General features: G+C 54.4%; 24 protein-coding genes and 2 tRNA genes. 11 read left to right on the top strand and 15 right to left on the bottom strand.

Annotation, left to right across the window (positions count from 1 at the left end):
- The 3 genes from B2R48_RS13370 to B2R48_RS13360 all read right to left on the bottom strand — a co-directional run.
- Positions 1 to 2252 (bottom strand): heavy metal translocating P-type ATPase (locus B2R48_RS13370; protein WP_297001224.1); only part of this gene is annotated, 2252 nt, incomplete at its 3' end.
- A 129-nt stretch (positions 2253 to 2381) separates the two neighbouring features.
- Positions 2382 to 3392 (bottom strand): sulfotransferase family protein, encoded by a 1011-nt coding sequence (locus B2R48_RS13365; protein WP_297001221.1) that lies wholly within the window; start codon positions 3390 to 3392, stop codon positions 2382 to 2384.
- A gap of 58 nt (positions 3393 to 3450) precedes the next feature.
- Positions 3451 to 3885 (bottom strand): ArsR/SmtB family transcription factor, encoded by a 435-nt coding sequence (locus tag B2R48_RS13360; protein WP_297001218.1) that lies wholly within the window; start codon positions 3883 to 3885, stop codon positions 3451 to 3453.
- A gap of 177 nt (positions 3886 to 4062) precedes the next feature.
- Between B2R48_RS13360 and B2R48_RS13355 the strand changes: the two genes are divergently transcribed.
- Both B2R48_RS13355 and B2R48_RS13350 read left to right on the top strand, forming a co-directional pair.
- Entirely contained in the window at positions 4063 to 4617 is a 555-nt protein-coding gene (locus tag B2R48_RS13355) for a DUF2975 domain-containing protein (protein WP_297001215.1), read from the top strand.
- Positions 4617 to 4823: a helix-turn-helix domain-containing protein gene (locus B2R48_RS13350; RefSeq protein ID WP_297001212.1), complete on the top strand. Its 207-nt coding sequence runs from the start codon at positions 4617 to 4619 to the stop codon at positions 4821 to 4823. The genes B2R48_RS13355 and B2R48_RS13350 overlap by 1 nt, the downstream gene beginning before the upstream one ends.
- Before the next feature lie 53 nt (positions 4824 to 4876).
- Here B2R48_RS13350 and B2R48_RS13345 read toward each other — a convergent pair whose 3' ends face one another.
- A complete protein-coding gene (locus B2R48_RS13345) occupies positions 4877 to 7324 on the bottom strand; it encodes a GcvT family protein (RefSeq protein ID WP_297001210.1) in 2448 nt (815 codons plus the stop codon).
- A 288-nt stretch (positions 7325 to 7612) separates the two neighbouring features.
- Between B2R48_RS13345 and B2R48_RS13340 the strand changes: the two genes are divergently transcribed.
- Positions 7613 to 8029 carry an MAPEG family protein gene (locus B2R48_RS13340; RefSeq protein WP_297001207.1) on the top strand — a complete coding sequence of 139 codons (417 nt, stop codon included), beginning with the start codon at positions 7613 to 7615 and terminating at the stop codon, positions 8027 to 8029.
- A gap of 132 nt (positions 8030 to 8161) precedes the next feature.
- On the top strand, positions 8162 to 8923 hold the full coding sequence (locus B2R48_RS13335; RefSeq protein WP_297001205.1) for an SDR family NAD(P)-dependent oxidoreductase: 762 nt from the start codon (positions 8162 to 8164) through the stop codon (positions 8921 to 8923).
- Positions 8924 to 9149: 226 nt separating this feature from the next.
- On the opposite strand, the gene guaA is transcribed toward B2R48_RS13335, so the two are convergent.
- Positions 9150 to 10703: a glutamine-hydrolyzing GMP synthase gene (gene guaA, locus B2R48_RS13330; protein ID WP_062957947.1), complete on the bottom strand. Its 1554-nt coding sequence runs from the start codon at positions 10701 to 10703 to the stop codon at positions 9150 to 9152.
- Positions 10704 to 10993: 290 nt separating this feature from the next.
- On the opposite strand from guaA, the gene B2R48_RS13325 reads away from it, so the two are divergent.
- On the top strand, positions 10994 to 11284 hold the full coding sequence (locus B2R48_RS13325) for a hypothetical protein (RefSeq protein ID WP_297001203.1): 291 nt from the start codon (positions 10994 to 10996) through the stop codon (positions 11282 to 11284).
- A gap of 131 nt (positions 11285 to 11415) precedes the next feature.
- Here the strand turns inward: B2R48_RS13325 and B2R48_RS13320 are convergent, their stop codons facing one another.
- The 5 genes from B2R48_RS13320 to B2R48_RS13300 form a co-directional block, all read right to left on the bottom strand.
- Positions 11416 to 12753, bottom strand: coding sequence for an RsmB/NOP family class I SAM-dependent RNA methyltransferase (locus B2R48_RS13320; protein WP_297001201.1), 1338 nt, complete (start codon positions 12751 to 12753; stop codon positions 11416 to 11418).
- Positions 12754 to 12953: 200 nt separating this feature from the next.
- Positions 12954 to 14420 carry an IMP dehydrogenase gene (gene guaB, locus B2R48_RS13315; RefSeq protein ID WP_062957950.1) on the bottom strand — a complete coding sequence of 489 codons (1467 nt, stop codon included), beginning with the start codon at positions 14418 to 14420 and terminating at the stop codon, positions 12954 to 12956.
- 186 nt (positions 14421 to 14606) lie between these two features.
- Positions 14607 to 15131, bottom strand: a complete 525-nt coding sequence (locus B2R48_RS13310; protein WP_062958077.1) for a PAS domain-containing protein — start codon at positions 15129 to 15131, stop codon at positions 14607 to 14609.
- A gap of 186 nt (positions 15132 to 15317) precedes the next feature.
- Positions 15318 to 16124 (bottom strand): RlmE family RNA methyltransferase, encoded by an 807-nt coding sequence (locus tag B2R48_RS13305; protein WP_297001193.1) that lies wholly within the window; start codon positions 16122 to 16124, stop codon positions 15318 to 15320.
- 60 nt (positions 16125 to 16184) lie between these two features.
- A complete protein-coding gene (locus B2R48_RS13300; protein ID WP_062957952.1) occupies positions 16185 to 17312 on the bottom strand; it encodes a Ppx/GppA phosphatase family protein in 1128 nt (375 codons plus the stop codon).
- Between the two features lie 309 nt (positions 17313 to 17621).
- Here B2R48_RS13300 and B2R48_RS13295 point away from each other — a divergent pair.
- The 3 genes from B2R48_RS13295 to B2R48_RS13285 all read left to right on the top strand — a co-directional run bounded on the left by B2R48_RS13295 (position 17622) and on the right by B2R48_RS13285 (position 18348).
- Positions 17622 to 17695 (top strand) — tRNA-Gln (locus B2R48_RS13295).
- 80 nt (positions 17696 to 17775) lie between these two features.
- Positions 17776 to 17849: transfer RNA gene (locus B2R48_RS13290), tRNA-Gln, on the top strand.
- 106 nt (positions 17850 to 17955) lie between these two features.
- Complete coding sequence (locus B2R48_RS13285; RefSeq protein WP_297001190.1) at positions 17956 to 18348, top strand: GFA family protein; 393 nt, start codon at positions 17956 to 17958, stop codon at positions 18346 to 18348.
- A 7-nt stretch (positions 18349 to 18355) separates the two neighbouring features.
- On the opposite strand, the gene B2R48_RS13280 is transcribed toward B2R48_RS13285, so the two are convergent.
- The 3 genes from B2R48_RS13280 to B2R48_RS13270 all read right to left on the bottom strand — a co-directional run bounded on the left by B2R48_RS13280 (position 18356) and on the right by B2R48_RS13270 (position 20288).
- Positions 18356 to 19027, bottom strand: coding sequence for a 5-formyltetrahydrofolate cyclo-ligase (locus B2R48_RS13280; RefSeq protein WP_297001187.1), 672 nt, complete (start codon positions 19025 to 19027; stop codon positions 18356 to 18358).
- Between the two features lie 128 nt (positions 19028 to 19155).
- Complete coding sequence (locus B2R48_RS13275) at positions 19156 to 19362, bottom strand: cold-shock protein (protein ID WP_008892097.1); 207 nt, start codon at positions 19360 to 19362, stop codon at positions 19156 to 19158.
- A gap of 200 nt (positions 19363 to 19562) precedes the next feature.
- Positions 19563 to 20288 (bottom strand): hypothetical protein, encoded by a 726-nt coding sequence (locus B2R48_RS13270; protein WP_297001183.1) that lies wholly within the window; start codon positions 20286 to 20288, stop codon positions 19563 to 19565.
- 545 nt (positions 20289 to 20833) lie between these two features.
- Here B2R48_RS13270 and B2R48_RS13265 point away from each other — a divergent pair.
- Together B2R48_RS13265 and B2R48_RS13260 are read left to right on the top strand one after the other, a co-directional pair.
- Positions 20834 to 21859 (top strand): GGDEF domain-containing protein, encoded by a 1026-nt coding sequence (locus B2R48_RS13265; protein ID WP_062957956.1) that lies wholly within the window; start codon positions 20834 to 20836, stop codon positions 21857 to 21859.
- A 210-nt stretch (positions 21860 to 22069) separates the two neighbouring features.
- A complete protein-coding gene (locus B2R48_RS13260; protein WP_062957957.1) occupies positions 22070 to 23104 on the top strand; it encodes a hypothetical protein in 1035 nt (344 codons plus the stop codon).
- A gap of 91 nt (positions 23105 to 23195) precedes the next feature.
- Here B2R48_RS13260 and B2R48_RS13255 read toward each other — a convergent pair whose 3' ends face one another.
- Together B2R48_RS13255 and B2R48_RS13250 are read right to left on the bottom strand one after the other, a co-directional pair.
- Positions 23196 to 23528 (bottom strand): hypothetical protein, encoded by a 333-nt coding sequence (locus B2R48_RS13255; RefSeq protein ID WP_062957958.1) that lies wholly within the window; start codon positions 23526 to 23528, stop codon positions 23196 to 23198.
- Between the two features lie 127 nt (positions 23529 to 23655).
- Positions 23656 to 24279 carry a LysE family translocator gene (locus B2R48_RS13250; protein WP_062957959.1) on the bottom strand — a complete coding sequence of 208 codons (624 nt, stop codon included), beginning with the start codon at positions 24277 to 24279 and terminating at the stop codon, positions 23656 to 23658.
- Positions 24280 to 24913: 634 nt separating this feature from the next.
- Here B2R48_RS13250 and B2R48_RS13245 point away from each other — a divergent pair.
- A complete protein-coding gene (locus B2R48_RS13245) occupies positions 24914 to 26464 on the top strand; it encodes a 2-isopropylmalate synthase (RefSeq protein WP_062957960.1) in 1551 nt (516 codons plus the stop codon).
- The last annotated feature ends 94 nt before the right edge of the window (positions 26465 to 26558 follow it).

Genomic DNA, 26558 nt, shown 5'->3' with positions numbered 1-26558 from the left:
ATCGTGATGTTTTCACGGATCACCCGGCGTGCTGCACGCGACAGCTTCACCAGATTAACCACATCACCCAAGCGATCCTTTACTGCCACCGCATCGGCGGCCTCAAGGGCGATATCGGTCCCCCCGCCAATCGCGATACCGACATCGGCGGATTTCAGTGCCGGGGCATCGTTGATGCCGTCACCGACCATCGCCACCGGGCCTGATCGTTTCGGATCATCCCGCAGTTCTGCCAAGGCATTCAGTTTGTCTTCGGGCATCAGTTCGGCGCGATACTCCATGCCAAGCTCAATGGCCATGCGTTTGGCAACCCGATCCGCATCTCCCGTTAACATCACAGGCATGATGTTAAGCTTTTTAAGTTCGGCAAGCGCATTCTTCGCATCATTGCGCGCAACATCGCGCAAGGCCAATGCACCAATGACCTCCCCGTCCTTCAGGACCACAACGGCGGTACTGCCGTCATCTTCTTGCGAGGCAAGCCAGTCGTTCATTTCACCATCGGGCACGCTGTTCAGGCGCTTGGCCGCACCGATCTGGTACAAGGCACCGTCAATGCGACCTTCCACACCGGCACCTGCGATGGTTCTGGCCTGCTCAAGCACGGGGAGATCCAGATTGCGGTTTTCGGCAGCTTCAACGACAGCACGCGCCAGCGGATGAGATGTGACGGTCTCAAGTGTTGCGGCAATCGTCAAAATGCCATTCTCGCCATATCCTGGTGCAGCCTTTATGGCACCAAGTTTGGGTTTGCCCTCGGTCAGTGTGCCTGTCTTGTCAAATGCCATGGTGCGTACAGCACCAATCAACTCCAACCCGGCTCCGCCCTTGACCAAAAGACCGATCTTTGTCGCCCGCGCCAGTGCCGACGTAACAGCCGCCGGTGTCGAGATCACCAAGGCACACGGGCAGCCAATCAGAAGCAGGGCCAAACCACGATAAATCCATTCTTCCCAGCCTTGCCCAAACAACAACGGCGGGATTACGACCGTTGCCAGGGCAAGGCCCATAATGATCGGGGTATAGATGCGGGCAAACTTGGCAACAAACCGTTCAACAGGCGCCTTGTGCTTTTCGCTTTGCTCCACCAGCTCAATCACGCGATCCAGCATTGTATGACCGGCGGCCCGGGTGACAGAAATCCTTACCGGGCTGTCTGTTACGATGGCACCGGCAAAGACTTCGGCGCCGACTTCGCTATAAACGGGAACGGATTCACCTGTCAGGTGACTATTATCGATCTCCGCCGCACCGGTTTCGATCACACCATCGGATGGCACACGCTCGCCGGGGCGCACTTCAATGACATCGCTGATTGCAAGCTGATTTGGAGAAACGGTTTCAAACCCGTTGCCTGCGACCCTTCGCGCAGTTTCCGGCGCCAGCTTCATCAGTGCCTTAACACCGCTGCGTGCCCGACCCGCAGCAACACCTTCGAGGCGTTCACCAATGGCAAACAGCAACACAACCATCCCGGCCTCAAGGCTTTCGCCAATCGCCACCGCACCGATAACGGCAACCGACATCAAAAGCTCAATCGAGAATATCGCCCCGCTTTGCGCCAGACGGACCGCCTTTTTCATCACGGGCAGCGCTGCCAAAAGGGACGCCACCGACATGGCATATGGTGCCGCTGCCGGGACGACCACACCAATCAGCCCCCCCAACGCAAGACAGATTGCAGCAAACGCAATCTCGTCATTCTCTGAAGACCATGGAAGCAGGCGGCGCAACAGGCCTTGTGTCGGTGTGGGCTTGTCAGCCGCACTCACGTCATCCACAGTTTTCCCGCCGCAACAGGACGTCCCGCAGGATGTTTTCGCACCAACGGAGGTGCCTATCTGTTCTGCCGGATAACCAAGCTTACCAAGGGTCGGCGAGACAGACTGGTTCTGGTCAGCCTTGGCAGCAGCAAAGCCCAACGTCACGCTTTCACGCATCATCGAAACATCAACACAGGCAACACCATCCATGCGGCCTAGCGCGGTTTCGATCTTCGCGACACAAGACCCGCAATCCATACCCGAGACATGCCATTGGTAATGGACAACGCCCTTTTCATGGTCCTTGAGAATTTTCGTAAAGGTGGCGCGGTCATCGTCACCCAGTTGGGCCGGGACAGATATCCCCTGCCCGTCATCAGAAAAGCTCTGATGCGGCATCGCCTGCGTCAGTGCATCAATAACGCTTTCACGACAATGCGCACAGGAACCCACAGTTGGCAGGTCCGACCATTTCGCGATGAAAGACATCCATCACCTCAAACAATCAAATATTCATTCATATGTTAAGGCAAACCTATTTTGCAGGTATGGTTCTGTCAAGGACATTCAAATGAATATTTGAATGTCCTTGACCTTTAACATCTTACATTGAGGTTGTCAGGCATAGCCGTGGCGTGCCATCCACGCCTTCAGGTCTTCTGACAGTACCGCCTGGATTTCAGAGTCATTTTTTGAACGGCCAATGTGCGCGGCGTCGCTTTTGACAAGCTTCTGGTTAAATTCATTGGGCACATCAAGAAATTCGGCAAGCATTTCCAGCGTCTTTTCCGGTTGCTCTACGAGGTCTTCCATCCGCAAAGTTAAGGTCTGATGCGCTGGCAATGTGCCTGTAAGCTTTTCAGCAGCCAGCAGGTTGGAAGAGATGTACTGTTCAGCCAATTTAACATCGGATGGAAACCAGACCTGCTTGACATACGAACTAATCGTGTCCGTCGGTGATCGGATCATGTTCACGAACCGCATGTCGGGGAACAGCTCTGCCAGGAAATCCACAGCAAGAGAGTTCGACGGCGTGTCATCGACCCAGCGTAATTGCGATTTAGCGCCATAAAGGTCGCATAGGAAGTCGCGCGCGATAACCAACATTTCCGTGCGATCAAATTGCCGCGTAACAAAAAAAGGTCTTAACAACCCATCGGTATCGACGATCCCGTTCTGATCAATATGTACGGCCAGTTTTTTGACCAGCTCGTTCACACACTTATCAAAATTGGCAATCCCGAAGCCTTGCCCAATCGCATGGATAGACCCGTTCGCCTGCGGATTTTGCCTTTGGATGTACTCAAACGCTTCCTGAAAAGGTTGCCCATGAAGATTCATTCGGGTTCGGACCTGATCATTCAATGCCTCTTCCCGAAAAGCGAACTGTCGTACCTTTTGCGCCCTTGCATAAAAATGCAAAACCGCGAAGTGACGGCGCAACAGATCTGGAATTCCGGACAAATCACGCACGAGGTCTCGCAAGCCAGCACGCTCTGAGATCAGTTTATTTTCGTGAGCTGGCAGATGAAACGCGGGATGAGACCCGATCAAGTCCCCCATGAGCGAGGTACCGCTTCGACCAGTACCCCCTACGAAAACAGGCAGCATAAGTTCGTTTTGGTTCATGGTTCTCGCGCATCCTTGTCCTAATTTAGTCTCCAGCCACAAGTCATCCAGCTGTCAGTCAATCATGGGTAACATGCGCAAAGGTATCGCGCACCACGCGCGAGATATGATCATCATCGATCTGATAAAGGATGTGCCGCCCGCGTCGCTCGGATGCCAAAATGCGCTGATCACGCAAATGGCGCAGATGATGACTGCAAAGCGATTGCGACATGTTCGTCGCCTCTGCCAGTTCCGATACAGTCTGGGGCTTTTCCATGCAGCGCAATACAAGCTGCAAGCGTCCGGCATCGCCCAAAAGCGCAAAAATCTTTGCTGCCGCCTCGACATCGGGCAACGACAGTTCTGCGCCGACCACCCGTGAAGCATCACGGGTAACAGCTTCACCCTGCTCGGAGCTCAGACCAAGACGGGCAGCAGTATCGCATTCCTGACAATCATCAGCATCGATTTCTGTAACGGGTGTGCGGGGTTTTGTTTTGCTTTCAGACATGGGGACTATTTTCCATGCCTGCCCGCACAACGCAAGCGACACATGGACATTTGCGCAAATCGCGACTGTTCTTGACAGATCGCAAACAATGAAGATTGACTCATTTCGATAACTTATTCATGTTTTACGTGAATTAAATGACTTGATTCGAAATTGATCCATTCAGGAGCCCCACAGATGTCCGCCCCACAACCAGCCAGCACGCTTAAAAATGTCCGCACCATCAGCATCCTTCTTTACTGGGTCTGCGCGATGGCCATCATTTTTCAGATCCTGGTCGTGCCGCTGGTCTGGTATGCGCCGGGCTGGGTTGAAGCCAGCACCAGTCAAATGACCGTCAGCCTTGCCGATCTGCACGCGCTGTCAGGCTGGCAGAAATACGTCACCATGGCGGTGATGATGATCCCGTCACTTGTTCTGGCCTATGGCCTGTATCGCCTGCGCAAGATGTTTGGCGCCTTTGCACACAACTCTATTTTCCAGACGGAGCCGATCCGCCATCTCAAAGCATTTGGCATTGCCCTTCTGGCGCAAACCCTGATCAAACCACTGACCGGTGCTGCCACCTCGGTGCTTGCTACTTTCCACCGCCCGGCCGGTGAACGGGTTCTGTCAATCGGGCTGAGTAATGCCGAGGCCAGCACGTTGTTTCTGGGCGGGCTGATCATTGTCATTGCCTGGGTACTGGGCGAAGCAGCCCGCATTGATGACGAAAACCGGAGCTTCGTCTGATGACCATTATCGTTCGGCTGGACGTCATGCTGGCCACCCGCAAGATGAAATCCAAGGACCTCGCCGCACGGATCGGGATTAGCGAACAGAACCTGTCGCTTCTGAAGTCCGGCAAAGTCCGCGGTATGCGATTTGAAACGCTGGCTGCCATTTGCAAGGAGCTTGATTGCCAACCCGGTGATCTTTTGGAGTTTCAACCAGATTAGTGCCCGACCAACCCACGCAAGCCGAGCACCATAACTCGCCAGTTGCGGCCGTTTTACGACTTCGTCCGATCCCCGGACGGGTCGTAGAACGGGCGCAAGGATGCCTCGGCACCAACCACTGTTCCAGCGACATCGATGCTATAACTTGATGCCAGAATGTCGCTGGCCGTTTCGCCCGCGCATCCAATGTAGCCCATCCCGATAGCCGCGCCGACATGATGGCCATAGGCCCCCGATGTCAGATGACCGACGATCTTGCCGTCGCGCAGGATCGGTTCGTTATGGAACAGAAGCGGTTCAGGATCATTCAGGCGGAATTGCACTATCCGACGCGTCAAACCAGTTTCACGCTTGGCAAGCACGGCGTCTCGGCCAATGAAATCCGGCTTTTCGGTTTTAACCGCAAAGCCAAGCCCGGCTTCAAGCACATGATCCTCACAGGTGATGTCATGACCAAAGTGACGAAAGCCCTTTTCGATCCGGCACCCATCCATCATATGCAAACCACATAATTTCAGGCCATCGTCTTCACCAGCCGCTAGCAGCGTTTCAAACACATGGGCAGCCATGTCGGAACTGACATAGATTTCCCATCCGAGTTCCCCGACATAGGAAACACGATGTGCACGCCCGATCCCCATGCCGATTTCGATTTCCTGTGCCGTGCCGAACGGATTGGCGGCATTCGAGAAATCGTTGGGCGATACGGTGGATAACAAATCACGCGACTTCGGCCCCATGACGGCAAGCACTGCCTTGCCTGCTGTAACATCTGTGATGACGACCAAATAATCACCAATATGGCGACGCATCCACGTTTCATCAGCCAGCCGCGTTGCCGCCGGTGTGACGACAAGATACGCCAGCTCCGAAAGTCGGGTGATGGTCACATCAGCCTCTATACCGCCCCGCGCATTGAGAAACTGGGTATAAACAATCTTGCCCACGGGTACGTCCATTTCCCCACCACAGATGTGGTTGAGGAAGGAGTTCGCATCCGGGCCCTCGACCCGGATTTTGCCGAAGGATGACATGTCGTAAAGACCAACCCCGGTTCGGATTGCCAAATGCTCTGCCTTGGCATTGTCAAACCAGTTGGGGCGTTTCCAGCTATATTCATACTCCGGTTTTTGTTCCGGATTGGCGAACCAGTTGGCACGCTCCCACCCGGCGAACTCGCCAAAGACCGCACCGTTTCGTGCCAGATGTTCATGCAGGGGCGAGCGACGAATACCGCGTGACGTTGCCTTTTGCCGGAATGGATAGTGATCGGCATAAAGCAAACCCAGCGTTTCTGACACACGTTCCGTCAGATAGGTCTTGTTGCCCTGAAATGGCTGCATGCGGGCGATATCGACATCACCAAGATCAAACGGCTTTTCTCCGTCTTCCATCCATTGCGCCAGCGCCATCCCCGCCCCACCGGCCGATTGAATGCCGATGGAATTGAACCCTGCCGCGACCCAAACATTATCCATACCCGGCGCCAGACCAAGGTGATAGGCGTCATCGGGCGTGAAGCTCTCAGGCCCATTAAAGAAGGTATGAATGCCGGTTTGCCCCAAAAGTGGCAGGCGATTAATCGCCATTTCAAGGATCGGTTCGAAATGTTCGAAATCTGCAGGGAGTTCATCAAACTCGAAACTCTCGGGAATGCCGTCCATACCCCATGGCTTGGCCTTGGGCTCGAACATGCCGAGCAGGATCTTACCGGCGTCTTCCTTATAATAGGCGCACTCATCGGGCACGCGCAAAACCGGCAGGTTACCGAGATCGGGAACATTATCGGTGACGATGTAATAATGCTCGCACGCATGCAGCGGCACATTGACCCCGGCCATCTTGCCGACATCGCGCGCCCACATACCGGCACAGTTAACCACCATGTCGCAGGCGATTTCACCCTGATCCCCATCCTCGGATTGCCAGGAAACGGCTGTGATGCGCGATCCCTGTTTGCGCATACCGGTGACTTTGGTGCGGCTATGGATTTTCGCACCGCGCTTGGTCGCACCACGCGCCAGTGACAGCGCGATATTCCCCGGATCGCCCTGCCCGTCCTTGGGCAAATACACGCCTGCAGTCACGCCATCCAGATTGACATGCGGATAGCGTTCCCCGACCTCAGCTGGTGAGATTTCTTCAATCTCCACCCCGAAGGCACGAGCCATGGCAGCCTGGCGAAACAGTTCTTCCTTGCGATCCTCCGTCAGGGCGACGGTGATGGCACCAACGCGTTTGAAGCCTGTAGCGACCCCGGTTTCATCTTCAAGCGTGCCGTATAGTTCCTGGGAGTATTTGGCAAGGCGGGTCATGTTGGCGGTTGCGCGCAACTGGGCAATCAGGCCCGCCGCATGCCATGTGGTACCAGATGTCAGTTCCTTGCGTTCGAGCAAGACAACATCTTTCCAGCCAAGTTTGGTCAGGTGATAGGCGACTGAACAACCAATCACACCACCGCCGATAATGACCACACGGGCCTTGTCCTGAATATTTGCCAACGCCTTAGCCCCTTATTCGAAATGCACTGAACTTCCCGGGACAGTTTCCTGATATGGTGGCATACCTGCTTACAACAACTGGATGCTCATATTGTTGTGCTGACGCTAGACAACAAGCGTGACGGCGACAAGGGGAGATGGGGCCAAAAGATACTTTGGCACTATAAAATCAAACGATCTGGCACCACGAAATCGTTTATCACCCGGGGCTTAAAGGTCGCCATAACTGATCTATTGCCTGTCCAGATAACGTAGACCACATAGCCGCATCAAACATCAGGTTTCCCAATGACTTATGAATCAACTATTCTGGTTCTCAACGCGCTGCTCTGCCTGGCTTTCCCATGGGCCTATAACTATGCCTACGCCAAGCAGCCCGGTGTTGGGGGCAAACGCCTCATGGGCAACCGTGATTCCCTGCCCGAACGGACCGGCATGGCCGCACGCGGGGCGCGGGCCCATCAAAACCATCTGGAAAACCTTGTTCCCTTTGCGATTATCGTTCTAACTGCACATGTCATCGGTGTCTCCAATACTGTTACGGTTGTCTGCGCCGCCATATTCCTTGCAGCACGCATTGCACATGGCGGGTTTTATCTTTCCGGCATTACCCGGCTTCCGGGCATCAATGGCGTACGTTCAATTGCCTATTTCGTCAGCCTGTTTTCAATGCTGGTTTACGCATCCCAACTGTTTTTGGCATAGGTTGTCGCGATCATTTACGCCGTCGATTGATCCCATGCTTGCCGGCGGTCCTTAGTTTTGCCTAAATGCATACCAACAATGCCGCGCTCAAAGCAGCGGCAACGGGGAATGCTTCAGGAAAGGACGTTTTACATGACGCAGAAAGTCGCACTGGTCACCGGCGCCGCACGCGGGATCGGACTTGCCACCACCAAATTGTTTATCGATCAGGGCTGGAAAGTCGCCATAATTGATCGCGACGGACCGGAACTTGATACTGCGTCGAAAACCGTTTCGGATGCGGCCTCGGCCTTTGAGTATGATGTCTCAGACCCCGCACAGGTTGATCAGATGGTCGATGCGGTGCTTTCGGCCTTTGGTCGGTTAGATGCGGTCGTAAACAATGCCGGTGTCGCCGACTTCCTGCCGGTCGAGGAAACCAGCTTCGCCACCTGGCGCCGCATCATGGAAACCAATCTTGATGGTGTCTTCCTTGTCTCGCAGGCGACCATACCAGCACTCAAGGAAACCAAGGGCGCGATTGTGAATATCGGCTCGATTTCGGGCCTTCGTGCATCAACACTCCGGGTTGCCTATGGCACATCAAAGGCGGCTGTTATTCACATGACCAAACAGCAAGCAGCTGAGCTTGGTGAATTTGGCATCCGCTCCAATTGCGTTTGCCCCGGACCAGTGAAAACTAAGCTCGCCATGGCGGTGCATTCGCCAGAAATCATCTCCGCCTATCTCGACGCCATGCCGCTGGGCCGCTATGGCACAGAAAACGAAATCGCCGAAGTGATACACTTCCTGTGCTCCGACAAGGCAAGCTTCGTCACCGGACAAATCGTCGCGGCCGATGGTGGGTTTGAGACCACAGGTGTCGGCCTCCCGGCCCTTCGAGCAGAAAAGTAAGGCATCGAAGCCATGCGCCCCCTTCGCGTGATCATGACGTTTGTCGCCGTACTGTCGCTGTCATCCTGCCTGACATTCAATTGGCAGCGCAGCGTGCAACAGGCGTTGTCACATGCATGCAATTCCGCCGGCGACTGCGGGTCGGAAGGGCCGGGCTCGAACTAGGCCAAAAACAAAACGGCGCGCCCAATGGACGCGCCGTTTGTTGTTTCCGGTATCGGAGAACTTATTCCCACTCAATCGTTCCCGGTGGTTTGGACGTGAAGTCATAGGTCACACGGTTGATGCCGTTGACTTCGTTGATGATCCGGTTGGCGATGCGGCCAAGCAGTTCCGGGGGGAACGGGAAGAAGTCGGCTGTCATGCCGTCGGTTGAGGTCACCGCACGCAAGGCGCAAGCATAATCGTATGTACGACCATCGCCCATGACGCCGACGGTGCGGACTGGCAACAGAACGGCGAATGCCTGCCAGATGGCGTCATAAAGACCGGCATTGCGGATCTCTTCGAGATAGATCGCATCAGCCTTGCGGAGCACATCAAGCTTGTCACGTGTGATCGGCTGGCCAGGGATACGGATCGCAAGCCCCGGCCCCGGGAACGGATGACGACCAACAAAGCTGTCAGGCAGGCCGAGTTCACGGCCCAAATCACGGACTTCGTCCTTGAACAGTTCGCGAAGCGGTTCAACCAGCTTCATGTTCATGCGTTCCGGCAAACCACCAACATTGTGGTGCGACTTGATGGTGACCGACGGGCCGCCCGTGAAGGACACACTTTCGATCACGTCCGGATAGAGCGTGCCCTGTGCAAGGAAGTCCGCGCCACCAATTTTCTTGGCTTCTTGTTCAAACACTTCGATGAACAGACGGCCAATGGTTTTGCGTTTTACTTCAGGGTCGGTTTCGCCTTCGATGGCACCGATGAAGGTTTCCGACGCATCCACATGCACCAGCGGAATGTTGTAGTGATCGCGGAACAGGGTCACGACCTGATCAGCCTCGCCAGCGCGCATGAAACCATGATCAACGAACACGCAAGTCAGTTGATCGCCAATCGCTTCGTGGATCAGAACCGCTGTGACGGAGCTATCAACACCGCCCGACAGACCACAGATGACCTTGCCATCACCAACCTGTTTGCGGATCTTGTCGATCGCATCGTCTTTATAGGCGTTCATGGTCCAGTCGCCAGAACACCCGGCAACACCATGAGTGAAGTTCTTGAGAAGCTGTGCACCATGCGGGGTATGCACCACTTCCGGGTGGAACTGCACGGCATAGAATTTCTTGTCGTCATTCGCGATGGCGGCAAATGGCGCACCATCGGATTTGCCAACCACGCGGAAGCCATCAGGCAGCGCATCAACGCGGTCGCCGTGGCTCATCCAGACCTGTTCGCGGGCACCCTCGGCCCAGACACCTTTGAAAAGATCGCAATCTTCGATCACGTCGACAAAGGCACGACCGAATTCACGATGATCAGAGGTCGAAACCTTGCCGCCCAACTGATTGACCATGGTCTGCTGACCATAGCAGATGCCCAGAACCGGAATGCCAAGCTCAAACACCTTTGCCGGTGCCGAAGGGGCTTTGTCCCAATGGACAGATGCCGGGCCACCCGAAAGAATGACCGCCTTGGGGGCATATTCATCCAGGAACGCGTCCGAGATGTTGTTAAAAGGATGGATCTCGCTATAGACACCGCTTTCGCGCACGCGACGTGCAATCAGCTGGGTGACCTGGGATCCGAAATCAATAATCAGCACGCGATCAGTCATCGGGCCGTATCTCCGTCGAAGATTGGGTTGCGCCGTACATACGCCAAACCATCGCCATGGGCAACCCGGCGCAGGTGGTCGCCCGACGATGCATTCAAAAAACTTTTCCAGGGCTTGCGGATACGGGGGCGCAATTGCGGCGGATTTGCGCGCAACCTTCCCAGAAAATCCCACAATTGATCCCTTTTTTCCACGCAATGAACAAGCAGTATCCGAGCTAACGGAACGCGGGAAACATCGCGTCCAATTACGAGCACGTTATGATAAAGCACAGCAAGGGACACCTTATCATGAGCACTTCCAAGGGCAGCAAAATCGCCATGGCCGTTGCCGGTCTTATTCTGGTTGCGGGCGCGGCAACCGCAATCGCCATGACCCAGAAAGACAGTGGCACCTCCCTGCCGGTCATTGGCAGCGAAGACTCCGCATCGAGCGAGAACTCCAAAAGCCTGATCCCCGATAGTGTCGAGGAAATCGTTCCGGGCATGAAGAACCTCGAGAACGGTGATGCCTCCAAGGGTGTTAGCGATCCGACAAGTACCGACAGCGTCTTTGACGAGCCGGTTCAGACCACCGAGTAACGCCTGAGCACGTTCACGGTTAAACGAAAACGGCCCTGCGAGCATCACTCGCAGGGCCTTTTGATTTGCAGGCAGATCAAGGGCGGTGTGAGGCTGGGACTGGTTTCCATATGCCATTACCGCCAGTGTCATTACTTTACCTTGCCTTTTGCTGTCCGCTCGAACACTGCAACAAAGAAGCCATCCGTGCCATGAACATTCGGCGACAGACGCAGCCACGGCTTGTCCTTGCCACCCGGTACAGGCACTGATTTTGGCGCATCCGGCCAGATTTCACTAACGGGCACTGGTTTGAAATCCTTGCGATCACGCATGAAGGTTTCGATCAGACGTTCGTTTTCCTCGGGCATGATTGAACAGGTCGCATAAATCAGACGACCGCCCTTGGTTACCTTCGCGGCACCGGCCTTCAAGATCTTGCTTTGTTCAGCCATCAAGCCACGCAGGTCACGCTGCCCAATTCGCCAGCGCAGTGCCGGGTTACGACGCAGCGTCCCAAGGCCCGAGCACGGCACATCCAGCAACACGCGATCAAAGAAGCCGGACTTGTTACGAAGCCAGCTGTCACGTTCATCGGCAATGATGCGTTGTTGGATGCAATCCCCTGCCCCGGCACGACGTGCACGTTTGCGCGCATTGTCCAAACGACCGCCATGGGTATCACAGGCAAGAATTCGCCCCTTGCCGCGCATGTCCGCCGCAAGGCCAAGCGTCTTGCCGCCACCGCCGGCACACATATCCAAAATCGTCATGCCCGGCTTGGCATCGACCAGATGAACACAAATCTGCGATGCCTCGTCCTGGATTTCGATCAGGCCATCTTTGTAGGCGGCAGTGACCAGCATGTTCAGACCAAGCGGCAAACGAAGGCCATTGGGCGCATACGGGGTGCGTTGGATATCCCTGATGCCATCGGCCTTCAGCGACTTGATCGCATCTTCAACAGTACCGCGCAGGCGGTTCACACGCAGATCAAGTTTTGCCGGCTGATTATAAGCCGCCATTTCGGCTGCAAGGTTCTCGTGATGCAGCTTCATCAGTTCGGTATAAAGCCATTTCGGTAATTCAGCCTTTACCGCACCGGGCTGCGCATCATGATCAAGTGTTTTGCCTGAAAGCTTGTTGATCAGATGCTTTTCATTCGGGTGAAGCGATTCCGGGCAGAACTGTTCGCCATTGAAGCGATCTTCGATATCGGCCTTGTCCAGACCATCATGCAGAACCAAATCAGCGATCATGCGCGCACGACCGTCCTGGAACTGATAGTCGCATTCGGCCAACCACCAGCCCAGACGGGCCTGATGACGGATCAGGTTGTAAAAACGCTCGCTGATTTCACGACGATCCCCGCCACCGATATATCGGCGTGATCCGAAATAGCCTGACACAACGCGGTCGGCGTCATCTCGGTTATGGGTCCAGCCATCGTAAAGTTCGATAACGGCTGCTATGCGGGCACCGGGTTTCAAAGCGAAAAATCCAACCTGTTTGCGGGTGATAAACTGCTTCGCATATGGGAAGCGCGCCAACACCTTACGATAAAAAAGCTGATGACGGCAGGAAGACCTGCCGTCATCGAAATTTGAATGCGCCTCATATCATGGCTAGAACCATTCGCCAACAGCGTCAAACGCAGGGCAGGTCCGCCAATCAGCGGGCGCAAACCCAATCAGCCGCCCGGACGATAGTTCGGGGCTTCACGGGTGATGGTCACATCATGGGCATGGCTTTCACGCAGGCCGGCATTGGTGATGCGCACAAACTCCGCACGCTCGCGGAAGTCCGCAAGGGTTGCCGAGCCGGTGTAGCCCATGGATGCCTTCAGACCACCAACCAGCTGGTGGATGATCTGACCAGCCGGACCTTTGTAAGGAACGCGGCCTTCGATGCCTTCGGGAACCAGTTTCAGATTATCCTGAACGTCCTGCTGGAAATACCGGTCGGCCGAGCCACGTGCCATCGCACCAACCGAACCCATACCGCGATAGGATTTATAAGAACGGCCCTGATAGAGGATGACTTCGCCGGGTGCCTCGTCGGTTCCGGCCAGAAGCGATCCGACCATGCAGGTGTTTGCCCCGGCTGCCATCGCCTTGGCGATATCACCAGAGAACTTGATACCGCCATCGGCAATGATCGGAATATCAAGCTTCTGCGCCATATCACCGCATTCAAGAACAGCCGTCAGCTGCGGCACACCAACACCGGCAACAATACGCGTGGTGCAGATCGAGCCCGGACCAATACCGACCTTGACTGCGTCTGCGCCCGCCTCTGCCAGTGCCTTGACGGCGTCGGCAGTTGCAACGTTGCCAGCAATGATCTGGGTATCGCCAACCTGCGCCTTGATCTGCTCAACGGCCTTGATCACGCCCGCCGAATGACCATGCGCGGTATCAATAACCAGAACGTCCACACCGGCTTCGACAAGGGCGGCAGCACGTTCAAAACCGGATTCACCAACGCCGGTTGCCGCGGCGACACGCAGACGACCACTTTCATCCTTACAGGCGTTCGGGTGCAGTTTGGCTTTTTCGATGTCCTTGACCGTGATCAGGCCGGTGCAACGATATGCCTCATCGACCACAAGCAGCTTTTCGATGCGATGTTGATGCAGAAGCTTTTTGGCTTCGGCGGTTTCGACATTCTCGGTCACCGTGACCAGACCTTCGTGGGTCATCAGTTCGGAAACCGGCTGCGAACGGTTGGACGCAAAGCGGACATCACGGTTGGTCAAAATGCCAACCAGCTTGTTTGAGCCGCGCTCAACAACCGGGATACCGGAAATGTGATTGGAATCCATCAGATCGAGTGCATCTGCCAGCGTCTGATCGGGATGAATGGTGATCGGGTTGACGACCATACCCGATTCGAATTTTTTCACGCGGCGAACTTCTTCGGCCTGCTGGGCGATATCGAGGTTCTTGTGAATGACCCCCATGCCGCCATGCTGTGCCATGACAATCGCCATCGCACTTTCGGTAACGGTATCCATTGCCGAGGAAAGCAGCGGGATTTTGAGTTCAATATTCTTGGTAATGCGGGTGTTGGTCTGCACCTGAGCAGGCAGCACTTCTGATGCTGCGGGTTTGATCAATACGTCGTCAAACGTCAGGGCTTCGGCAATGCGGGTCATCTGGCCACCTCGTTAATCTGAGTTGGCGCGGAATTTATACACGTTATGCCCCAAATGCCAAGTTTTGCGCGCCCATAACAGCCCTGTGATTTTATTGATGCTTTATTTTGCGCATTCCGTTAGAAACTGGTCGATGGGGCTGCCGTCAGGCGAGCCCCTTTTTTTGTTTGCGCAAATCCCCGCCCCTTAAAGGCTAAAGACAAACTGGTCGTAATCCATACCGGCATCAGCAAGCAGGCCGGTGACCATCTTTATCCCGCGCGCCATACCGTCCTTGCGGTTTTTTTCCTTCGCTTCTTCGTCGCAAAGCGCCTTATAGAGCGGAATGACCTTTTCGACCGCATCACGACGCGGCACCCGGCGGTTGGAATGATAGCCAATGATCTTGCCATCCGGACCAAAGCTTGGTGTCACATTGGCCAGAACCCAATAATGGTCACCATTGGCACTGCGATTGATCACATAGGCGAAAATCTCGCGCCCGGCCTCAATGGTTTGCCACAGCAGGGCAAAAACACATCTGGGCATATCGGGATGTCGGATAATGCTGTGTGGCTGCCCAAGGATATCGCGTTCCCGATATCCGGCGACACGCAGGAACGTGTCATTGGCATAGGTTATTCTGCCCTTGAGATCCGTCTTCGAGACGATGATCTCATGTTCGTCAAAATGACGCTCCACACCTGTCAGGCTTAGATTGTCCTGTTTCATCAGATAAATCCCACAAGCAATGGCCACCCCACATGGCCCGTTCCACCCAGTGCGCAAGAATTCAACTTGCGATCTGATCATAAACGCGCGAGGCGTGATCAGGGTTTGATGTAACGCAAGAATGCCTGAAGATTTACAACTATTCTAGTCTATCCCCTTGTAGAGGCAGGACTAATTCACGGGAAACTATTCCACCGGGGACCAGCTGTCATCTTCGCCAATTTCGGCGTTTCTGATGTCATCCTCGGCATTGTTCTGCCCCCTGAAACCGGTGGCAATAAGATAGGCTTCGGGACTTTCGGGGCGCGATGCCGGGGGTTTGGCATGTTTGGTCACCCGGAAATTCTTTTTAACGCGCTCAAGCAGCGCGTTCTCGGTTCCCCCCTTAAACACCTTGGCGATGAAAACGCCACCAGGCGCAAGAACCTCTTCAGCAAACAAAAGCGCATGTTCGACCAGGTCGATGATGCGGATGTGGTCGGTCTGACGGTGCCCGGTCGTTTCCGGTGACATATCGGAAATCACGGCATCGACCGGCCCCTGCAACTCGTGCTTGATCATATCCGGGGCCTTGGGATCAAGGAAATCGGCCTGCAAACAGGTCGCACCAGAAATCCCTTCCCATTCCAGAATATCGAGGCCAACGACCTGACCATTGCCCTGTTTGGAACCGACCATATCAACAGCCACCTGCGTCCAGCCGCCCGGTGCAGCACCAAGGTCAACAACGCGCATGCCGGGTTTGAGAAGATCGAACTGGTTATTGATTTCAATCAGCTTGAAGGCCGCACGGGAACGATAGCCAAGTCGCTTGGCTTCCTGAACGTAGGGATCATTGAGCTGCCGATCGAGCCAGCGCGTCGAGGACAGCTTGCGGCCCTTGGCACTTTTAACCCGCGTCCGCAGGCCACGGCGTGCGCCGGTATCTATGGCTGCAATGGCCGAACCCTTGCGGCGGCGCTGCCCGCCCTTTCCGCTGCGATTGTCGCTCATGATCTATCCTGAACTGAATTCTGTTTTGGCCAAACCTGTCGGGACACAAACGTCAACCGATCAGGTGGAAGCCGGAATATGGGACACTGTATGACGTCGCGCGTCGCACGGGTCAATAGCATGACCATCTGCACGCATCAAATCGACCAGAATACCTTCGCGAAGCCCACGATCCGCGACCTTGAGCGTTGCCAGCGGCCAGATATCACGAATCGCGGCAAAGATCGCAGCCCCTGCATCCATCAGCTCAGCCCGCTGATTACCGATACATGGGTGGCCCTTGCGCTTGTCCGAGCCCATTCGGAGCAGCAACTCTGTCACACGTTCGGCATCATCGAACCGCAAGTCCGACCCATCAACCTTGTGACGTTCATAGCGTTCAAGGCCAAGGGCAATGCCGCAGAATGTGGTAACCGTGCCCGATGTGCCGACCATCTGGACCTTGTCATCATCGAGCATATCCGAGCAGCAATTGCGCTTTGCAAACTCTTCCAGACGTTCGCGGATTTCCGTTCGCATCGCGTCAAACCGTTCGCGGCGCTCCTCGACCGTGGCGTAACGTTCGGTCAGACACAAAACACCGCACGGCATCGACAATGTTTCGATGCACTGGGTCTTGCCGGTTTTATCAACCTTGATCCAGCAGATCTCTGTACTGCCACCACCGATATCAAACACCACCGCATAGGGGCGCTCATCAAGCAGAGCCGAACAGGCCTGAAGGGCAAGGCGACTTTCTTCATCGGGATTGATGATATCAAGCGAAATGCCGGTTTCATCAAAGACCCGCTGCACAAATTCTTCGCGATTATCAGCAGTGCGGCATGCCTCGGTCGCGACGGCCCGAAGCTTTGCACCCGGATGACGGCGCAGTTTTTTGGCACAGACCTTAAGCGCATCAATCGCGCGATCCATCGCGGCATCGCAAAGATAGCCCTTCTCGCGCACCCCTTCACCCAAGCGCACAACACGTGAAAAGGCATCAATTACCTTGAAGCCATCATTGCACGGGCGCGCAACCAAAAGCCGGCAGTTTGAACTGCCAAGATCAATCGCGGCATAAAGCGGGGCGGTGATACAATCGACCATGCGTGCTGATTTTCCGCCATGATCGGGCACATGAACGGCCGTTCCCGGTTGCGGCATGCCCGGTTTATCCGGACCATCCAGCACGGCATTACCGCCCATTGCAGCGCCGCCTGCCGGGCTGCTGGCCCTCTGCGAGTTGCTATGGGGGGAAACGTGCTTCACCGTTCGAAAACCTGCCTTTTGTTACATGCTCAAAACCTTTGATCGCTGATCATCATGATATTTATGTGACGATCGTGCGAATCAACTATATGAGTGTAACGACAATCCCCGGCAAGGCAAATCCCGTATGCGGTAATCGCATGGTTGAACAGATCGAAACAAAAAAGGGGTTGCCAAAACCGGGCGGGTTTTATACATAGCGCCCCACACCGCGCCGCACGTCGCGCACGGTGGACCAAGTTTTGTTGGGGAATAGGTTAACGGTAGACCTACGGACTCTGACTCCGTCAGTCCTGGTTCGAATCCAGGTTCCCCAGCCAACCTTTCCGGACATCGCAGTGCATTTTTCGTCCTGCTATTTGTACGTTCCGGGCTATAAATGACGTACGCAAAGTTCTGTTGGGGAATAGGTTAACGGTAGACCTACGGACTCTGACTCCGTCAGTCCTGGTTCGAATCCAGGTTCCCCAGCCACTTTGCCCCTTCCCAAATCGCTGTGACCTCTCACACAACCACGCAATTGCTGCCTGTTCGGCTTCGCTTTACAGTGCCGCATTATTTATTGTGATTGGAGCATTGCATGAAACACGCAACCGGCGGCTGCTTGTGCGGCAAGATCCGATTCAGGACAAAGGGCGATCCCTATCGGGTGGGGCTGTGTCATTGTCTTGATTGCCGCAAGCATCACGGCGCGCTGTTTCATGCCTCTGCCGTTTTTCCGGATCATGCCGTCGAGGTTGATGGGGAAACGCGCAGCTTTCAGGGGCGGCATTTCTGTGTGGATTGCGGTTCATCCGTCTTTTCGCAGACCGAAGACGAGATCGAAGTCCATTTGGGCGCATTCGATGCCCCGGATCAGTTTGCACCAACCTATGAACTTTGGACGATCCGGCGGGAAGAATGGCTTCCAACGCTTCCGGTCAAACATCACTACGAACGTGACAGAACATCCGACAGCAGATACGAGGATTAAACGCAGGCTAGTCGCTTAAGTGACATGGTGGCGAGGATTGATCGATTTTGTCGGCTGCGGATGAAGCCTGACTGTCAACGTACCGGATCCCCTGATCTGTAATCAGCACATCCACGGGCACATCATATTGATGCGGCAAAATGTCGGCGAGCCTTGTGGCTTCAAATCCGATGCCGACGACCAATGGTTTGCGCGATACAGCGGCCAATGTCCGGTCAAAAAATCCACCGCCATATCCCAGCCGATAGCCCGCCCGATCAAACCCGACCAACGGCGCCAACAGCACATGAACGCCAACCTCATCTGTGCCATGCGGCTCTGGGATGCGGGCAAAGCCGGGGACCATTTCGGTTAAGGGCGTCCAGTTATGGAATACCATTGGCTGGTCTTTACCCGGCACGACGGGAAGTGCGGCCGTTCCACCGTTTGCGATGTGACGTTCGATTACCGGGCGCAGATCTATTTCGTTCTGGATCGGCCAGTAAAATCCGACAGTGGCTGCCGGGCGATCTTTAAGAAACTCGGAAAAATACCCACGGATTTGGTCAGACAGGTGCTGGTGGGTCGCGGCATCAAGTGCGGACCGCCATCCAAGCAAGGCGCGGCGGACAGCATGGCGCCATTCTGACTGTTTTTCGGTGCTGCCGTTGCGCGGCGCAACCGGGAGTTCAAGGCTCATAACCGGGGACAACGTTTTCTGCTATTCACGTTTGGGCAAGCCTACACCAAATCCCCTTAAACGCATAACGCGCCGGGAGCCCGGCGCGTTAACGGTTGTCAGCAAAAAAGCTGCAAGCCAGATAGAATTTAGAGAATGGCGAGTTCTTCTGCCGACATGCGGCCATTGCGACCTTCAATCAGCTCAAACTGAATTTTCTGCCCTTCATCAAGTCCCTGCAGACCAGCACGCTGAACAGCGGTGATGTGCACGAATGCATCTTTACCGCCCTCGTCCGGGGTGATGAAGCCATAACCCTTGGTCGCATTGAACCACTTAACCGTTCCGGTAGCCATATCCGTAGTCGTCCTTAGTTTAGTATGCGCATTTCCAAACTCAGAAATGCTTGAAAACAGTCCCTGCCTTACACCGCGCAAGGGCACAATTACCATCAACCAGAGAGCAACCACGCACTTGAAAGATGCACTGCATCGTTTCAATAATTACCGAAATTTCGGCTTAGTGCAATGGATTCATGCATTAAGTTCTTTTTTCACTACCACGCGTAATCGACCATGTGACGCAGGTCACCGTGCGGCACCTGCCCGGAATCGTACACACCCATAGATGAATCAAATCCAGAAAGGAATTCCCGCAAAGGTTCTGTATTGCGGCAGATAAGCGAGATGTCGACAGTGATCACCGGCGGCAAATCGACCTGGATGATATCGGCTCGACCAAACATGCGAATATTGGTGCTGTCACCGATGATCCCGGTCAGTCGCCCGGCCGCAAGCAAATCGACAGCCTGCTCAAGACTTCCGAGATCATGCCAGACAATCTCCCCACGAAGCGACAGACTCGGCCTTGGCAGATTGGCAAGGATTCCGATATCCACCTGCGGCAGGGTCTGTATATCGGCACCGATGCGCTGGAACACGCGAAGTTCGAAGCGAACCTTGCTTTCTGATGCGATGGTGTCTTCAAAACGTGCCGGGTCCGACGCAAGAATACAGTCGGTCAGGCCCGCATCAAGCGCATCGCGAAAACGGTTATAGGGAAAAACATCAAACGCAACCGGACGCTGTTGCGCGCCAAGCAGGGTGATGAACCGCCGCTGGCCGGGAAGAGCATGTTGGTTCCATTTGGTATCAAAGACGATATTGCTGGCAACCCGCACCGCATCATTTGCGTTCGCACCGGAAATCCCAAGGCCGCTGACAATAAAAAGCCCGAAAAACAGGGCTGCTCGCATCGTTATTCGGCTGGTATCAAGGATCAATTAAATGCCCTGCCCTCGTGGTTACTGCGGATGCCGTCACGCGCGAGCCATTCCCGGGCAACATCCGACTAATAGCCATATAAGGTCGCCCGATCTGAATACCAGATAGTGATAATAGAAAGACTGCCCCGGACACAGTCGGGACGGATGAAGTGAGAGTCTTGCGCCGAATTGGGGCAGAAGCCCGGACGCCCGTATGACGGATAAAATCAGCACATTTTCATAGTAGCCGCAGTGATCATGCCACGATCCCGCGTCGTATACGCCACTACCGACTATTCAGGCGCAAAGCGCAAGACGCCGTTGTCACCTGACAATATTGAAAGCCATTCATTCGGGATGTCTGAATTTGTCATAGTCTGAGGGGTAGAAGTGCGTGACAAAGCCCCTTGCTTTAGACGATGATAGAGCAAGCCTAATATAAAAAGTATATGTTGCACCTAATTGTGCACGGGCAGCCTAGAGCATCGGTTCGTAGCGATGCAGGGTTTAAGTTGGGACACGCTTGACTGAATGGATATGATATTCGGATCGGATAACAGGACGTGACAGCGACAACCAAGATCGCAAACCCGCGCGACATCGCACACAGCGTTATGTCGCTTATTAACGAACTGAACCTGCAGCCCACGCCACAGGTTTATCACGTATTTTACAGCTACCTGACAGATGAGGTTCCCGAACTCAGCCAGTTGATCAAGGTCCTGATCCGCAATACGCAGGATCTTGATGAAGAGACAGTGTTTCGGATTTACCACAAGTATCTTGGCACCCATGCCATGCAGCAGCATCTCAAACAGGGGGTCGAGGGGCTGCAATCTGCTGTCGAGCGGGTAGAGATGGCCGTCACATCGGTCATGCGGGAAACGGATTCTTTCTGTGGCGAAATTGATCTGGCGTCACAACAGTTGCTTTCGGAAGACATCACCTTGCAGGAAGCACGGTCGGTCAGCCGCAACTTGTCAGAAAAGTCCAGTCAGGCACGTGACTCTTTTAATTCGTTCAATGGCAGCCTTGAAGAATATCACCAGGAAGTACTTCGGGTACGCACAGAGCTTGAGCTCGTTCGCCGTGATGCCCTGACCGATACGCTGACAGGAATTGCCAACCGAAAGAATTTTGACAACTCATTGCGCGATGCCGTGACCACAACCATGGAATCTGGCGCGCCACTGTCACTTTTGATGATCGACATTGATCACTTCAAGGAATTCAATGACAATTTCGGGCATCGCACAGGTGACGGTGTCCTCAAGGCTGTCGCACGGGTTTTGGTCAGTTCCACAAAAGGGGCCGATACCGTTGCGCGATATGGTGGCGAAGAATTCGCGGTCATCCTGCCCGAAACATCGCCCGAGAACGCGGCCAAGCTTGCCGACAAGCTGCGACAAAACGTTTCAAACCAACACATTATAAACAAAAAAACCGGCAAGGATTTCGGCAAGTTAACCGTTTCAATTGGCTTGACGGCCTACCAACTTGGAGAGAATATACTGGAGTTTGTTGACCGTGCAGACAACGCTCTTTATATGGCCAAGCAGGGCGGCAGAAACACCTGTATTCGGCAATAGAAGTGCCGTCGCGGCAAACACTGAGACAGGATATGAACGAGTGCATCTCTGAAAGCAGAGAGACCGAAAACAAGAACAAAATCAACGCAAGACACCGAGCTAACACAGTGTCCGAATAAGCCAAAAGAACAGAACCGATGACCTAACAATCGGGCCTGTCATGTACAACATAGTAATGTGGTGCACCGGCTTTGCAGGGCGGAGAAGCAGATGAAGACACCTAATAGCGAACGTAAGATCGAGCTTGAGCACAAGATTTTCAAAACGTTCGAAGAATGCCATTTTCAGAAGTCTGACATCTCAGACGAAGCTCTTTTTGTCCTGAAAATGGCAGAAGGATCAGTCGTGTCTTTGCCGCTGAAAGCGATTTGCCGGGAATTCGATATTGATCCTGAATCAAAAGATGGCGATCTGATCAATCTGATCGACAAGGCGCTCAACTTCATTAACGTACTGCGCCCGGGCGACAACCTGCCGCGCGAAGTGCTGACGGGTGAAGCATCATGGGCAGTTGACGAAGATCACAAAGCGATCGCCTATAACCGTATCACCATGCAGCTGGTAACGTGGATGTCGGGGAGCGAGGAGCTCATTACCGATCCGGACGAGCTGATGCAGATCGCCGAAGATCCGAACACCAAGAAAAAGATCAACCAGGCCTTTGACGAAGTTGCCGAAAAACTTGGCATGGGCAAGGAAAACCGCGAAGAAGTCGTCAACCTGGTCCACCAGGTTGCTGATGAACTGTCATACATCGAAACCCTGCGTGTGAAGTATCGCAAGATCCTGATGGTGGATCGCAAACTGCAGGAATTGCGGCGCATCTATGCCCATGAAAAAGGTGTTCTGGAAACGGTCACGCAGGCCATCCGGCTGCTTGATGATGCCAAAAAGAAGTTCGAGAACACCTTTGACGAGCTTGATGCCAATACCGGCGAGATCATGTCGGTTCTGCGTAACTTCACGTCCCAGCGCCAGTATATCCGCAGCCAGCGTGATGACCTTTACAAACGTCTGCGCGCTTGGCAGCCGCTGATCGAACAATGGGAAGAACTTGAGCTTGAACGTGGCCCGCAGGCCGTCAACCTGGTCAAGCAGACATACCAGTTCCTCGCCCCGCGTTTCATGAAGGTCAAAGAATGGCTTTTGATGACCAAGGTGCAGGATGGTGTCTCTGAACAGCATAGCTTCAAGAATGAAGACGAACGCATGGGCAAGCTGAAAGGCAAAATGATGCAGTGGTAGCCGTCCGCTATCCGCCACGACAGAATTGAAAAGGCGCGCTGATCAGCGCGCCTTTTTCGTGTTTGCTTCGGGTCCGGACATCAAAATCGCCCTAGCGGGTCTGCTCCCCGGTCATCGTGATCTTAAGCGCCACATGATCATCAAGGACGGCAATTGACTTGGCCGCATTGGCCGGCACAGGGACTTTGCGATCAATACAGTATGCAATCATTGCGGCTGCCAGTTCGGCACCTGCGGTCGGCACAATAGACGTTTGCCCTTCATCAGACTTAATGGTCAGACGCGCAATGACTTCCGGTTTACGTTCAATTTCAAAGCTGCTGATCTGGCCAGCCGGAAGCGCCTTACCGGTCCGGCGACTATGGGCCAGTATTGACTTGATCAGTTCGCCGTCCTCAAAAACGATACAGCGTATTTCACGCATGGTCGAATATCCTCAAACAGTTGTTTGATTACATATTGTTATGTTGATACGGCAAAACAAACATCAAATGTCCAATTGTATTAGACAAAATTCTCGACGCTTGCTGAAAACACACCCATCCGCGTGATCAGCTGCTTGCCAACCAGACACCCACCCCGATCATCAGGGTCCCGGCAACGCGGTTAAGCACCCGCACATTGCCGCTTTTTTCAAGGAATTTACGCAGTGACCGCCCACCCGTGGCATAGAGCGTCATGCAAATCAGCTCTGTGACAAGGATGATCGCGACCAACACCGAAAGCTGTGGCGCGATGGCGTGCTGCAAACTGATAAAGGGCGGCAAAAGGGAGATCATGAAAGCCCATCCCTTGGGGTTGGCAATCGCCGTGACAAAGCCTTGGGCCGCCAGCCCGAATGGTGTTGCTGTCTTTGCACCTTCGACTTCGGCCGATATCGCCATCCGGCCACGCGAACGCCACAGCTGGATGCCAAGCCATGCAAGATAAGCACCGCCGATATATTTGAAGACCGCAAATACAGCCGGGTACTGCAACATCACGGCCGCCACACCAAGTGCGGAGGCGACGACAACAATCCCGACACCAACCAGCTCGCCCATCATCATCCAGAGCGTACGCTTCAAACCGATCGTCATGCCAAGTGTCAGGGCAAGCGTCATGCACATACCTGGCGTAATAGAGACAAAAAAGGCCGTGGGGATAAAAGCCCCGATCAACGACAAACTCAGCATAAAGGTTCCTGTGGCTGGGGTGGCGCCCGGTCCTGACTGTCATTTTGGGGCATGACGTCATCAGGTCGGAAATCACTAACCGATAACTGAAATGCCGACCAGTCTCTTTTTGGTATGGCCGCAATCACTTCCGCGCGAACACGGCTACGCGCGGGAACTTCGCCAACGCACTGTCCCTGCGAAACAGCGGCTTAAAACAGTGGTTCTGCCGAGATGCCGCTAAATTCCACTCAAAAAACAGACCAAAAGGTACAAAAATTACTTGACCTGAAGGGGCCCCGCGACGAAATTGGGGGCGTCACCAGCCAAGGCTGGTATTTGAAGCCAATTGATGAAGACCGATGACCGCAGACATTTGCAACATTGATGCATATGCCAACCGTGCCGAAGCCAGCGCTTCGCGCACCCTTGTGCTGTCTGCCCTCAACCTAATTTCCGGTCTCCTTGGTCTAGCAGAGCTAGGCGCTCTACGACTTACTCGCCCCTGAGCGAACCATGCCGGCCCGGATCACACACAAAACATGTCGATCCACTAGCCGCAGCTCAGGGGAAAAAGTCGCGCCAGATGGCCCGCACTCCTTCCAGACAGAATTCACATACCGGGCAAAGTCCCGAATGATCAGGAAACAAGACAATGGCTAGTGCAAACGACAATCGCGTCATCATTTTCGACACCACCTTGCGTGATGGGGAACAGTCCCCGGGTGCATCGATGACGCTCGATGAAAAACTGCGTGTGGCGCAGGCACTGGCGGAACTGAAGGTTGATGTCATCGAAGCAGGCTTTGCCATCGCATCGAATGGCGACTTCCAATCCGTCAACGAAATCGCAAAACAGATATCCGGCCCGACCATCTGTTCGCTGGCCCGCGCTGCCAAAGGCGACATCGAACGCGCAGCAGAGGCGCTCGAACCGGCTGAAAACAAACGCATTCACACCTTTATCTCCACCAGCCCGCTGCACATGAAATACAAATTGCAGATGGAACCGGAACGCGTTCTGGAGAAGGTGATCGAAAGCGTGACCTTGGCACGCAACTTCACCGATGATGTCGAATGGTCCGCAGAAGATGGTTCACGTACGGAGCACGATTTCCTGTGCCGTTGTGTTGAAGCTGCCATTGATGCCGGTGCAACCACGATCAACATCCCGGATACCGTCGGCTACACCACGCCGACCGAATATGCCGAACTGATGAAAATGCTGATCAACCGGGTGCCCAACATCGACAAGGCCATCCTGTCAGTTCACTGCCACAACGATCTGGGAATGGCGGTTGCCAACTCGATCTCGGCGGTGAATGCCGGTGCGCGTCAGATCGAATGCACCATCAACGGTCTGGGCGAACGTGCCGGTAACGCGGCACTCGAAGAAATCGTTATGGCGATCAACACCCGTAACGACGCCTTCCCGTTCACCACGGGTCTGGACACGACCAAGATCATGAGCGCATCGCGTCTGGTATCAGCCGTTTCCGGCTTTGTCGTTCAGCCAAACAAAGCCATCGTTGGTGCAAATGCCTTTGCCCATGAAAGCGGCATTCATCAGGACGGTTTCCTCAAGAATGCCGAAACCTACGAGATCATGAAGCCGGAATCGATTGGCCTGAACAAGTCCAGTCTGGTGATGGGCAAGCATTCCGGTCGTCATGCCTTCAAGGAAAAGCTCAAGGAGTTGGGCTTTGCGGAGTTGGGCGCAAACGCCATCGAAGATGCATTTGCGCGCTTCAAGGAATTGGCCGACAAGAAGAAAGAAGTCTATGACGACGATATCGTCGCATTGGTCGATGACGGCTTGCGTGACAACGAACACATCAAGTTTGTTGGCCTGACCGTTACCTGCGGCTCCAAAGGCCCGCAGACGGCAGAACTGGAACTGATGGTCGACGGGGAAACCCGCAGCGCCAAAACGACCGGCGACGGTCCGATTGATGCGACCTTCAATGCCATCAAGGAAATCTATCCGCATGACTGGCGCCTGAAGCTCTATCAGGTGCACGCCGTAACCGAAGGCACCGATGCGCAAGGCACTGTAACGGTCAAGCTCGACGGCGAAGATCGCACAGTGGTTGGCAATGCATCGGACACCGACACGGTCGTTGCGTCATGCATCGCCTATGTGACTGCCGTCAACAAACTGATCGACAAAAGCAAGAAAACCGCACCGGACGCCATGGCTTCCTAGGCGGCACTCTGATCAACGACATTTCGAAAGGGTGGCGATTTCGCCACCCTTTTTTGTTGCAGCACTTGGTCCGGGTGGCGGGAAATTCAACAAC

The sequence above is a fragment of the Thalassospira sp. UBA848 genome, from assembly GCF_002295455.1.
In the GTDB taxonomy this organism is placed as follows: domain Bacteria; phylum Pseudomonadota; class Alphaproteobacteria; order Rhodospirillales; family Thalassospiraceae; genus Thalassospira.
The sequence above is the reverse complement of the archived record's forward strand: the minus strand, read 5'-3'. Positions and strand labels throughout refer to the sequence as shown.